Annotated in this window: 12 protein-coding genes; 10 read left to right on the plus strand and 2 right to left on the minus strand. The window is 33.1% G+C overall.

What is annotated here, in order from left to right; genetic code table 11:
- The 9 genes from VXM77_RS02605 (at position 1) to VXM77_RS02645 (ending at position 8,618) form a co-directional block, all read left to right on the plus strand.
- Positions 1-1,134: a glycosyltransferase gene (locus VXM77_RS02605; protein ID WP_338506940.1), complete on the plus strand. Its 1,134-nt coding sequence runs from the start codon at positions 1-3 to the stop codon at positions 1,132-1,134.
- Positions 1,135-1,283: 149 nt separating this feature from the next.
- Positions 1,284-2,405, plus strand: coding sequence for a glycosyltransferase (locus VXM77_RS02610; RefSeq protein ID WP_338506942.1), 1,122 nt, complete (start codon positions 1,284-1,286; stop codon positions 2,403-2,405).
- 11 nt (positions 2,406-2,416) lie between these two features.
- The gene (locus VXM77_RS02615) at positions 2,417-3,496 is read left to right on the plus strand and encodes a glycosyltransferase family 4 protein (protein ID WP_338506944.1); all 1,080 of its coding nucleotides are present in this window, start codon (positions 2,417-2,419) and stop codon (positions 3,494-3,496) included.
- On the plus strand, positions 3,497-4,672 hold the full coding sequence (locus tag VXM77_RS02620; protein WP_338506946.1) for a glycosyltransferase: 1,176 nt from the start codon (positions 3,497-3,499) through the stop codon (positions 4,670-4,672).
- An 8-nt stretch (positions 4,673-4,680) separates the two neighbouring features.
- Positions 4,681-6,204 carry a hypothetical protein gene (locus VXM77_RS02625; protein WP_338506948.1) on the plus strand — a complete coding sequence of 508 codons (1,524 nt, stop codon included), beginning with the start codon at positions 4,681-4,683 and terminating at the stop codon, positions 6,202-6,204.
- Positions 6,205-6,501: 297 nt separating this feature from the next.
- On the plus strand, positions 6,502-7,668 hold the full coding sequence (locus VXM77_RS02630) for a nucleotide sugar dehydrogenase (protein WP_338506950.1): 1,167 nt from the start codon (positions 6,502-6,504) through the stop codon (positions 7,666-7,668).
- A 209-nt stretch (positions 7,669-7,877) separates the two neighbouring features.
- On the plus strand, positions 7,878-8,048 hold the full coding sequence (locus VXM77_RS02635; RefSeq protein WP_161832239.1) for a hypothetical protein: 171 nt from the start codon (positions 7,878-7,880) through the stop codon (positions 8,046-8,048).
- A complete protein-coding gene (gene tnpB, locus VXM77_RS02640; RefSeq protein WP_161832238.1) occupies positions 8,038-8,394 on the plus strand; it encodes an IS66 family insertion sequence element accessory protein TnpB in 357 nt (118 codons plus the stop codon). The genes VXM77_RS02635 and tnpB overlap by 11 nt, the downstream gene beginning before the upstream one ends.
- A gap of 83 nt (positions 8,395-8,477) precedes the next feature.
- Positions 8,478-8,618 carry a hypothetical protein gene (locus tag VXM77_RS02645; protein WP_338506953.1) on the plus strand — a complete coding sequence of 47 codons (141 nt, stop codon included), beginning with the start codon at positions 8,478-8,480 and terminating at the stop codon, positions 8,616-8,618.
- Positions 8,619-8,656: 38 nt separating this feature from the next.
- Here VXM77_RS02645 and VXM77_RS02650 read toward each other — a convergent pair whose 3' ends face one another.
- Positions 8,657-10,288 carry an ISL3 family transposase gene (locus VXM77_RS02650; RefSeq protein WP_304407259.1) on the minus strand — a complete coding sequence of 544 codons (1,632 nt, stop codon included), beginning with the start codon at positions 10,286-10,288 and terminating at the stop codon, positions 8,657-8,659.
- A 149-nt stretch (positions 10,289-10,437) separates the two neighbouring features.
- On the opposite strand from VXM77_RS02650, the gene VXM77_RS02655 reads away from it, so the two are divergent.
- Positions 10,438-11,730 carry a transposase gene (locus VXM77_RS02655; protein WP_338507422.1) on the plus strand — a complete coding sequence of 431 codons (1,293 nt, stop codon included), beginning with the start codon at positions 10,438-10,440 and terminating at the stop codon, positions 11,728-11,730.
- Positions 11,731-12,241: 511 nt separating this feature from the next.
- Here the strand turns inward: VXM77_RS02655 and VXM77_RS02660 are convergent.
- Positions 12,242-12,412 carry a hypothetical protein gene (locus VXM77_RS02660; RefSeq protein WP_338506955.1) on the minus strand — a complete coding sequence of 57 codons (171 nt, stop codon included), beginning with the start codon at positions 12,410-12,412 and terminating at the stop codon, positions 12,242-12,244.
- Positions 12,413-12,862: the final 450 nt, after the last annotated feature.

Raw genomic sequence — 12,862 nt, forward strand, 5'->3', positions numbered from 1 at the left:
ATGAAAAAGAGTATCTTATTTGTTGTACCAACCCTAACAATTGGTGGAGTTGAGCGTGTATTAGTTAATTTGGTAAATGAGTTAGTTCAAGATTTTGATGTTACGATTATAACGATATATGATTACTTTGACTTAAAAGAGAAGTTAAATAACTCAGTAACTGTAAAAAGTTTTTATAAGACTTCGAAATTTAAAATATGGAACTACATGAAGGTTAGATTATACACGGGGATGTTGAAAAAAATGCCATCATCACTTTTATATAGGGTACTGGTCAAAGAAAAATATGATGTTGAGATTGCTTTTATGAGAGGGGCACCAGCAAAAATTATATCTGGTTCAGTTAATAGTAGTTCTAAAAAGTTTGTATGGGTGCATAGTGATTTTACAAAATGTACAGGAATTTATGATTATTTTAAGGACGAGTCTACGACCCGCAATGCTTATCTAAAATTTGATAAAATCATTTGTGTTTCTGAATATGTAAAAGAGATGTTTACCCAGGTGATGAAAATTACGGATAATTGTGTCGTCCGTTATAATATTAATCAAACAGAAGATATAAAAGAAAAATCGTTACAAACTATTGATGAAATTATTCGGGGGAATAGTGGTCGATTCATGGTATGTTCGGTTGGAAGGCTAGTTGAGGCTAAGGGATATGATCGTTTGTTAAAGGTCCATAAAAGATTATATGACGAAGGAATTTTATACGATCTAGTTATTGTAGGCGACGGTCCAGAGTATGACAATTATTGTCGATATACTAGTGACAATGGTATTGAAGATTCAGTTCATTTAATAGGAAAGAGAGATAATCCGTATAAATATATGAAACAAAGTGATTTGTTCGTATGCTCCTCTAGATGGGAAGGGTTTAGTACGGTGATTTCAGAGGCGGTTATTTTAGGTGTTCCAATTGTTACAACAAATGTCTCAGGAACAAGTGAGCTTTTAGGTAATAATGAATACGGATTAATAACGGAAAATACAACAGAAGCATTATATAGAGGGTTGAAACAATATTTGACAGATTCTACAATGCAAAAATATTATAGGAATAAGGTTAAAGAAAGAACTTCCTTTTTTGATAAGGAATTACGCTTAAAAGAAATCGTTGAATTATTAGGATAACCCCTTATTTAATATACATATTCCCAATTTTCTTATTGAGAAAATTTATGATAGGCAGGATAGAGTTGTAGAGGGAGTGAAATCGTAGGCCATTTTAAAAATATCTCCTTGAGGATAGGGACTAAAGGAAAAAGTTTGAAGGTGATTTTATGAAAAAGAAGGTTCTTTTCTTAGTGGAGAGCTTTGCTGGCGGAGGCGTTGAAAAAGTATTTGTGGACCTAATTAATCATATGGATATTCATAAATACGATATTACGGTGATGAGTATTTGGGATTATGGTGTGCGAAAAAAGGAGTTAAGGAAAGATGTTAAGTATAAATCAATTTTTCCTAATATAAAAGGTATTAGTCGACTTTTTCATCCCTTCGTGGAGAAAAGTGACGGAAAGCTTCTTTATCGATTAGGAATCCGCGAAAAATATGATATAGAAATCGCATTCTTAGAGGGAAGGGCAACAAAGATTATTGGAGCATCGACGAATAAGCATAGTCGAAAAATTGCTTGGATTCATATCGATTTATTTAATGGTCATTGGACAACTAAAACATTTAGGAATAGCCTTGAACTGGAGAAGAAATGTTATCGAAACTTTGATGATTTAGTGTTTGTTTCTCATAGTGCGAAGGAAGGTTTTCTTAAATTATTTGGTACCGACTTTCAACCACAACTTCATGTAAAATACAATCCGATTATTGGTGACCTGATTAGAAAGAAAGGGAATGAGTTACTAAAAGATGAAGCTAAACCTTTAGATAAACCATTACTTGTAACGAGTGGGCGCTTAGTAGGTCAAAAAGGATATGATCGCCTTTTAAACGTATGCCATCGACTAAATCAGGAACAATTCAATTATGAATTGTGGATTTTAGGTGATGGTTGGAGTCGTTCAGAGCTTGAAGAGCAAATTCAACGTGATCAATTAACAAACGTGAAGTTACTAGGATTTAAAGAAAATCCTTATCAATATATTAAGCAGGGGGATTTATTTGTCTGTTCTTCAGTAAATGAGGGATTTTCTTTAGTTATTGCCGAAGCAATGATGTTAGGATTACCTATTATTAGCACCGATTGTGCGGGTCCAAATGAATTGTTAGATTTTGGAGAATATGGCTTGCTTGTCGATAATAGTGAAGAAGGATTATACGAAGGGTTAAAAAATTTATTAAGTACCCCATCACTGCTTCAAGAATATAGGGAAAAGTCTAAAGACCGTGTTTCATTCTTTGATGCTCAACATTGTATTAATGAAATAGAAGAGTTATTTAGATAGGAGGTGACATTATGAAGATAGGATTTTTGGTTGGCAACATTAATATTTCTGGGGGAGTTGAACGGGTTGTAACAACTTTAGCGAATTATTTTAGTGTAGATTTGAGGTACGAGATAGTTATTTACTCACAGTATCAAACCGAATCAGGAGAACTTCCCTATGATTTAAATTCCAATGTTGAAATAAAATATTTGAATTATGCTCCTAAAGGGATAGAAGGATCTTATAAAACTTGTTTAAATGAACTATTTTTCTTGTATAAAAAATTAAAAGATGAAAAATTAAATTATTTAATAACGACTAAAACGTTTCATAATGTATACTTTGCGATTTTATCTCCTCTTTTAAAATATAGCGTTATCGGGTCTCATCATGAGGAATATCAGTCAGACACGGAAAAATGGAACATGTTGAAGAAAATATTTTACCGTAGCTTACATGGGGTTGCCGTACTGACACATAATGACTACACCTTTTATGAAAAATTAAACAAGAATGTAAAAATTATTCCAAATGCTATTCCCTTTGTACGAAGTTATAATTATAAAGCCGAAAATAAAAAAATTTTAATGGTGGGGAGATTAAGTAGTGAAAAGTCTATGGAGTATGGTATATACGCGTGGAAAAAGTTAAATCACGAATACCCGGATTGGATTTTAGAAATCGTAGGAGAAGGTCCTGAGAAGTTAAAGTTAAAAGAACTTGTTAAAGAATTAAATCTAGAAGGAAAGGTAATTCTTTCAGGGTTCACTTCTAACGTTGAAGGTAAGTATAAAGAGGCCGCCTTCAGTTTATTAACCTCCCAAAAAGAAGGGTTTGGTTGTGTTTTAATTGAAAGTTTAGCCAAAGGAATCCCTGTTATCAGTTTTAATAATGTGGGACCAATGTCTATAATTGAGCATGGTAAAAATGGATTTTTAGTAAATAAAAATGATTTGACGGAGTTAATTAAGAGTATGGAATGCATAATTCAAGACTGTCAGTTAAGATATACTTTATCGGTTGGGGCCTATAAGTCCTCTGAAAATTATATGATTCAATCGATTGCTGATAAATGGAAAAGTTTATTAGATAATAGAGAGGGTATATAGATGAAAAGGATTGCAATTGTTACAAGAAAAATGATAATTGGTGGAATTGAAAAATCATTATTGGGGTTATTAGAAGAAATTAACTTTGATGAGTATGAGGTAGATTTATATTTGGAAGAAGAAGGAGGCGATTTATCCCCCTATTTAGATAAAAGAGTGAATCTTATTTATATTTATAATGATTATATTAGTATAACAAAAAAAATTTTGCATGAACTTAGAGATTTCAATATAAAAAATTGTATTAGTTTAATTCAAACAGGGTTAATTTTGAAATATGGGGTTAATGATTATCTTAAGTATAAAGCTAGGCTTCGGTTAACTAAGGGATTTCATAAAGATTACGACCTTGCAATTGCTTATCATAACCCGATTTCCTTTACCACAATGTTCTGTATAGAAAAAATAAAGGCGAAAAAAAAGATTATGTGGGTACATTCGGATATAAATGAATATTTGGACATCGTGGACAGAAATAAGGATTATTACGACCAGTATGATCAAATATTTTGCGTTTCTGAAAGATGTAAATCAACATTTACTACGAGATATGAGTCCCTAGCGGATAGATGCCAGGTATATTATAATCATATTAAGAAAAGTCATGTTTTGAGTGGAGAAAATTTACAGTATAAAGAGGAAATCTGGAATTCTCACAAATTTAGAATTTTAACGGTTTCACGATTGTCGAACGAAAAGGGGGTAAACCTCATTCCTGAAGTTGCTTTGTTATTAAAAGAGGAAGGTATAGATTTTGAATGGATTGTTGTTGGCGAAGGTTCGGAATACGCCCCTTTATTGAAAAAAATAAATGATTATAAGGTGCATGATTATGTTCACTTGGCTGGTAAACAATTAAATCCATACATCTATATGGTTGGATGTGATATTTATATTCAACCATCGCTATATGAGGCATATGGACTTACTATTGCAGAGGCAAAGTGCTTTGGACTTCCGATAATTGCTACTAAAACCCAAGGAGCTTTAGAACAAATTCAGGATAGATTTACGGGAAGATTATGTGAAGTGAATTCAGAAAGTATTTATCAAGTTCTGAAAGAATTAATTTCTAATCCGGGAGAGCAACAACTTTATAGAGATAATTTGAAAAAGGAGGAAATAAACACCAGTAATGAAATCAATAAATTATATCGGTGTATTGAGGAGATGTAGGAGATGTTATGCGATTAAGTAACTCAATTAAAAATATTTATATAGCTATTATTACACAGATTGTAATAACGTTATTAGGTTTTATTTCGAGAAAAGTTTTTTTAGATAGTCTAGGCACTGAGTATCTAGGTGTTAATGGATTACTCACTAATATATTATCGATGTTAAGTCTTGTTGAGGGTGGAATCGGTGCAAGTATTACATTTAATTTGTATAAACCTCTAGCAGAAAAGAATGAGGAAAAGGTTATTGCGCTTGTTCAACTATATAAGAAATTATATGGAGTTTTAGCTATCGCTATTTTTATCCTCAGTTTATCACTTTATCCTTTTTTAGGATATCTAATGAAAGAGGAATCTAAAATCCCGTTTATCGGGATGATATACTTTATTTTTGTAATAAAGAATATGATTTCTTATTTAAATGCTCATAAATGGTCTTTAATTAATGCTGATCAAAAAGGGTATATTTTGGCTAGGTACAATTTATTATTCAATGTCATTACGACAATCTCTAGAATTATTGTTTTATGGCTAACGAAGAACTATATTCTATATCTAGTGGTTGAAGCAGGTATCTTCATTATTCAAAACATATGGAATGGTAAAATTGTCAATGAGCGTTATGCATTTATAAGAACCAACCAAAGGTATAAGGTAGATGAATCAACAAAACAGAATCTTATTACTAACGTAAAGGCACTATTCTTACATAGTATAGGAGCTTACTGTGTGTTTGGAACGGATAATCTTTTAATTTCTGCTTTTGTTAGTCTAAAAGCGGTGGGATTGTATTCGAATTATACAATGGTCATTGGGCAACTTTCCGCATTATTAACGCCTGTGGTAAATGGACTCGGGGCGAGTGTTGGAAATCTCATTGCGACTGAAAGTAAGGATAAAACCTATGAAGTATTTAAGGTAGTTAACCTGATTAACTTCTGGATTTATTCATTTTCAACCATTTTTCTTTTTAATTTATTAGAGCCATTTATTAATTGGTGGCTAGGAGATGGACTGTTACTGGGGAACTTTACATTTTTAGTCATCCTTATTAATTTTTATATTAAGGGAATGAGGGGGCCGATTAGTACATTTAAAGATAAGGCCGGGCTATTTTCACCCGATCGCTTCTTTCCATTATATGAATCTGCTATTAACTTAGGTGCATCGGTTATACTAGTTAAGTATTTGGGATTAGCTGGAATATTTTTAGGAACGACCATTAGTAGTTTACTCATTCCGGTTTGGACACAATCTAAGATTACTTATAATATGGTCTTTAATAAATCTGTCCTTATTTATTTTAGAAGCTATCTTTGGTTTATTTTACTAACACTAGCTACCGGATTCATAACAACATTAGCGTGCCATTTAGTTCCATGGAGCGGATTCTTTGCTTTAGTAATGAAAGGTATCATCTGTGTGATTATCGTCAATGTTGTCTACCTTATTGTTTTCTTTAAAACATCGGAATTTAAGTATTTATGGCAAGTATTTAAGCCAATGATAGTACATAGACTTAAAAAGTGATTGTTCAGAAGATAGGTGAAAAATGTTAAACATTTAGGGACTCGTATATTAGATTGATTTATCATAAGAAACAGAAGTTAATTCTATAGCTTTGTGTTAACTTTTATCTAATATCTTGGAATAGCTTAAAAAAATTATTTTATCGTTTAAAATAAAAATCTGATTAACTTCCTACAGGATAGCTTTTTGATTAAGGAGATAAATATATTGCCTTTCTAACTCTAATTTTATCATGAAGAAAAAGTATCAACGTAGGGTACGTTATAAAAAATAATAAGTTAAATAGGAGAGAGAATAATGAAGATTACAGTTGCGGGAACAGGGTATGTTGGGTTATCAAATGCGATTCTTTTGGCACAACATCATGAAGTGATTGCGCTAGACATTATTGCGGACAAAGTGGAGATGATTAATCAACGAAAATCACCCATTGTTGATAAAGAAATTGAGGAATATTTAACGACGAAAGAATTAAATTTAGTTGCGACAACCGATGTTTTTACAGCCTATAAGGATGCGGACTATGTGATTATTTCAACCCCAACGAACTATGATCCAGAATTAAACTACTTTAATACCCGTTCAGTTGAGGCGGTTATTGCTAACGTGCTATCGATTAATCCTGACGCCGTGATGGTCATTAAGTCAACGGTTCCAGTAGGATATACAGAGAAAGTTCGTCAAATGTTTGAGACGGATAATATTATTTTTTCACCAGAGTTTTTACGCGAGGGAAAAGCTTTGTACGATAATTTATATCCTTCAAGAATTATTGTGGGCGAACAGTCAGAACGTGCGAGAGTCTTCGCCAATTTATTAGCAGAGGGTGCGATTAAGGAAGATATCCCTATCTTATTTACCGGATCAACAGAGGCGGAAGCCGTTAAGTTGTTTTCCAATACGTATTTAGCCTTACGTGTGGCCTATTTTAATGAGTTAGATACTTATGCGGAGGTTCGAGGCTTAGATACAAAACAAATTATCGAGGGAGTCGGACTGGATCCACGTATTGGAACGCATTATAATAATCCATCATTTGGTTATGGAGGATATTGTTTACCGAAAGATACGAAACAACTTCGTGCGAACTATGCGGATGTTCCCAATAATATTATTGAGGCGATTGTTGAAGCAAATCGAACGCGTAAAGATCATATTGCTGATATGATTATGAAACGTCAACCAAAGGTTGTTGGAATTTACCGATTAACAATGAAAACAGATTCTGATAACTTCCGTGCTTCATCGATTCAAGGAATTATGAAGCGTATTAAAGCGGAAGGTATTGAAGTAGTTATTTATGAGCCGGTATTAAAAGAAGAAACGTTCCATAACTCTAAGGTCATTAGAGATTTAGATGAATTTAAGTCAATGAGTGATGTTATTGTTTCAAATCGTTTATCAAAAGAGCTATTTGATGTAGAAGAGAAAGTTTATACTAGAGACTTATTTAATAGAGATTAACATATAGGGGACTATTAATAAAGTATAGTTAGTTTTAAAAATGGTTATTTACTTAAAGCCGATAAAGGTGAATAGTAAGTAATCATTTTCTTTTTAATGAAATTTTGTAATAATATGGGTATTATCGTAAGCGCGTAATATAAACATGTCTATTTTGACCTCCAACTTTGAGCTATACTTTAGCTATCAAAGAAAAGGAGGTCATTTTTATGAAGGAAAGTCCATTAATTGTTCCGATTCAACTTGAAACAGATTCCACTAAAAAAAGAACTCCCATCTGTTGTGTTCAACTGAATGGAAGTGAAATAACTTTTTATCCTGGGATTAATGACGATCTTTTAAGGAGAGTTCTGACGGAGTTGATGAAAAATGTTAGTTGATTTCACTCATGTTAAAAATATTTTTGTCGTTTGTGGTCGGACGGATATGCGTTGTGGGATTGATCGTCTCGCGGGAATTATTACGGATAAATATAATTTAGATTTATTTGATGATGCCTTATTTCTTTTCTGTGGTCTAAAAAAGGATCGATTTAAAGCACTTTATTGGGATACGGATGGCTTTATCCTCTTATATAAAAGGCTAGAGAATGGGAACCTTCAATGGCCACGAAACCAAGAAGAAGTCAAAAAGTTAACGAGTCAGGAGCTTCGCTGGTTACTTGAGGGACTCTCTATCCAACAGCCTAAAGCTATCAAACCCGCCCGCAAAGGATGCATTAATTAAAAATGGTAATAAATCCTGTATTTTCTATATAAAGTTGGACATACTAAGACTAATAAAATCATTTAGAAAAGAGGTGAGCCAAGTTGAACACGTTTGAATCAAAACTAATCGAAGAAAATCAGAAACTATTAAAGAAACTGGATCAACAAGCTCAACTACTCGCCCAAAAAGAGGAAAAAATTAATAAGCTCCAATTAAAAATGATGGAGTATAAATGTCAATAAAAAAGTGGTTCTTCCGCTATTTTGGTGAAAAGCCCTTTCTAGGAATAGAGCACTTTAATACGTAGAAGTTCAAAACTTGCTCGTCCATACATTTGGCGTTTAATCATTTTAATTCGGTTGACATTCCCTTCACAAATCGCATTAGTGTATGGATAAACTAATGCGTTACTGATCGATTGCTCATCACGTTTCATTCGAAGACAAAACTCACGCAGTAATTTAATCTCATGAGTAGCGTAACGTTCTAGCCATTGAGATAATTTGAATACTTGCCCCATCGTGACCAAATCTCTAAATACTTGGATGGCTGTATATAGTTCACTTAAGTCTGCATGAGCTTGAAAGAGTTCATTTAATAAATTTAATTCTGGTTGAGTTAAAGACGTTGGTTTTCGCCAAATGAATGAGGTGAGTTGAAACTTCGTTGCTTTCAATAATTTACTAGATTTTTTTGATATTTTTTCTGTTGCCTTCTCACTTGTTTTTACGGGGAGATTTGCTTTAATTTCTTGAACTTTTCGACGAGTTGAAGAAGCTCCTCCTTTAAACCCTTGGTGGATGAGTTGTTCATGAATCCAACGAGCAGTTTTTCCCTCCTGACACCATTGTGTGATTTGATTTAAATAGGGGACAAATTGATTAACACGGGGCTTTCGTATTTGCTTGGGAGGTTCAGATAACTGAATATACTTCGCTACGGTTGTCCGACTTAACTTAAGTTGTCTGGCTGTTTGACGAATAGAGCCTACTTGTTGGTAGACCTTTTGAATCTCCAAAATGAGTGCCCATTTTGCTTGTTCCTTTTCAGATAATGATTCATGACTGGATATTGAGTTCACGTTAGTAATCGTTATATCTGTCGCTGGATCTGTTTTTTTAGTGATTGAAGATTCAGGCATGATAAACCATCCTTTAGGAAAACGAGAACTAATGGTTTCTTTAACAACCGTTAATAGGTTTTTAAGAAAGTGCCACTTGTCGGCAACCTGAATAATGTTAGGATTCGTTAAATGAATGGCTTTAGTATAAGTTGTTGCACGATCACGTGTCACTAATTCAACTGAGGGATGTTTTTCCAACCATTCTTTAAACGCTTGAGTCGAACGAGAGGCCAGAATTTCAACCGGACGATGCGTTTCTAAATCACAAATAACCGTTCCAAAGTCGACCCCTCGACGAAAAGAAAAGTCATCAACCCCAATATGGGTTAATGACTGATTTTTTATATCTTTTTCAGTAGAATCGATACGTCGTAATAAATCTAATAGTGCATCTCCACTTCGTTTATATCCAAGTTTAAAAAGAAAGCGTGATAAAGCTTCCGCACTCATCGATAATGATAATTGAAGAAAAACCTCTTCAAGACGAATGGTTAAACGCCGATAGGCATTTAAAAAGCCAGTAAATCTTTCAGTAAAAATTTGACGTTTACAGTTAGGATTTAAACAAAAAAACTTTTTAGCTTGTATCCTTAATTGAACAGGTTTATTAAGGATAGACGCATCTAATGGTTTTCTAAGATACGTACTGTGTACCTGGTGACTTTTCATCCCACATAAGGGACAGTGGTTAAATTTTGATTCAGATTTTAAACAAATCAAGATTATATGCTCATTATTTTCAATGGATTGAATCATAAGATTTTCAGGGAAAAAGACATTAAGATTCATGATGATATACCTCTCTACGATGTCTTTTCATTATATCAGGTAAAGCGTTTTATCACCAAAAGTCAGGAAGAACCACATTTATATTAGCATTCATACTTTAAAAAAAAAACGAAATCCTCATAGATAAGTCTTTAGTAACATCAGTCTGTATTGATGATTTTGCGTTGAAGAAGCGTCATAAATACGGAACAATCATGATTGATATCATGACCCATAAAATTATTGACATGATTGAATCTCGTGATTTAAATGATGTCGTTGTTTGGCTATCTTCCTTTCCTAATTTACAGATTTTTTCGAGGGATGGTTCACCGACGTACCGAAATGCTATCACCAGTGCCCACCCGATAAATTTACAAGTGAGTGATCGTTTTCATATTTTTAAGAACCTAACGGACTATGCACAGGAGACGTTAAAGAAGGAGTTAAAAAAGGCGATTCCTTTAAAAATTAATGAGACAGAGGATAAGCAGATAGAAAAAGATATTCCAAAAACAATGACATTTGAGGAAAAGGGAAAACGGGCCCTAGAATTGCTAGCCCAAGGGATGAATAAAACCGGGGTAGCTAAACAACTTCAGATGGATATTCGCACAGTAAATAAACTAAGTCATATGACTGAATCTGAATTTCAACAATTTTTTAATACAAAGAATGAGACAAAAAGAAAACAAAAAATAGAACTAAAAAGACAGCGAATTCAGGAAGTTCAGGAATTAATAAAAAATGGTCTTACCTATACAGAAGTTGCAAGAGAATTAGGATTATGTCGACAAACAGTCAAAAAGTATGCATCAAACCAGGTTCAAGTAGAACACGCTTCTTTAGGTGTCGAGCGCCCAAGTAAACTATCCCCTTACCATGATGAAATCCATCAACAATTCAAACAAGGTTGGACAGCTACTCAAATAGCTAAACATATTCAGTCTATGGGATGTACGGCCACTATTTCAACCATTGCACACTATGTCTCTAAAATAAAAAAAGAGAATTCACAACACGGGGAATCATTAACTCCGTCAAAAAAGTATGTTTCAAGAGGGGCTGTATTAAGTCTAATGTTTCATCCATTAACGATGAACTCTCGAATTACCGAGGACCAATTCGAACAACTATGTCAACAATATCCGATTTTTAAAACTATTTATGAGACTGTTTGGGAATTTAAAGACATTTTCAAGACAAAGGATACCTCGTTATTACTCAAATGGGTTAATAAAACTAAACAATTACATATCCCTGAAATGGATAGTTTTATAATAGGATTAGAACGTGATTTTGAGGCTGTTAAAAATGCTGTAATTTACGATTATAATAATGGACTTGCGGAAGGAAGTGTTAATAAAGTAAAAGTTATCAAACGAATTATGTATGGCCGTTGCCATTTCTCAACCTTAAGAAATAAGGTCTTATCCCTAGAAAATCTGGCACATTTCAACTAACTCTTGTAAGAACCACTTTTCACTTGCAATATAAAATTGTTTATTAACTTCTCGATATCGATATGAAAGAGATAAAAACCTTGTGGATTTATTCATTTTTATAAAATATTATTTGCCGCACAATGAATACGTTATATTTATTGGAAAGATAAAGGATTTGTTGTCTGATTTAGAGGGGAAAATTTATGAGGAGGCTTTTCTAAGAGTTAAAAACGCTATTGGATTGCGCCAGATTCAACATTTAGATCGTCTATTGAATAATTCCAAAGAAATAGAATACAAAAAATATTAATTGACAAATATATTATCCATGTTAAAATTAAATTAATTGATATCCGATTACGGATTAAAAGCCGCCATCAGTTTTAGAAATGGAGGCTTTTCTATTTAGGTTCTTTGTCAAAATGGTGTGGGTGAAGAAATTCTATCCATGTAATCAAAAGGAATTAGGCTACATTTTGAGTAGCTTGATTCCTTTTATTTTTTTGTTCAAACATGTATTTGTGAATAATTAGATTTTAAATGTTTTTCCCGATTCTTGTTTCACGATAGGTGTTAGGATTGTTAAAATGACCTTTAATATGGATTGAGCTAGATGAGGTGGATCAAGTTTTGGTGTTCCATCAGCCATTAAAGGTTGTGGCTCAATCGTCAATAATTCAATTTTTTCGTTTTCATTCATTTAAATCCCATCCTTCGCATTAAATTTTCGATGAAAAGACGAAAGTCTTCTCCATCAATGTGGGGTGTTTCTAGTCAATGAGTATGTCTTTTATTAAGATTATATGACACGTGCAAAGCGATTAAGATAAAAATGGGAGGTTTGAATCGACATCTCGGGGATATTTAAAGATATTTTCTAAGTATCTCAGAAAGTCAGACATAGAGAGGAGTTGACTCTTTGAAAATGAAAGATTAACTTGAACCGATCGAGATAGGTAAGGAGAAGAACGTTTTATGATCAATGAAAAAATTTATTTCATGTGACCAGATGGGGTCCTGTCAACTAATTAATTAGAAATTAAAGGTTAGCTAGCTTATAAACAACCTTTTCTTGTACCTGTTTCTCGATTGAGAGGGGTTAAAAGGTATAAAAAAGGGGGGATTAGTTTAATTGGAGGCTAAAGGGTGT

It is taken from the genome of Turicibacter sp. KK003, assembly GCF_037014675.1.
Classification (GTDB): Bacteria; Bacillota_I; Bacilli_A; order MOL361; family Turicibacteraceae; genus Turicibacter; species Turicibacter faecis.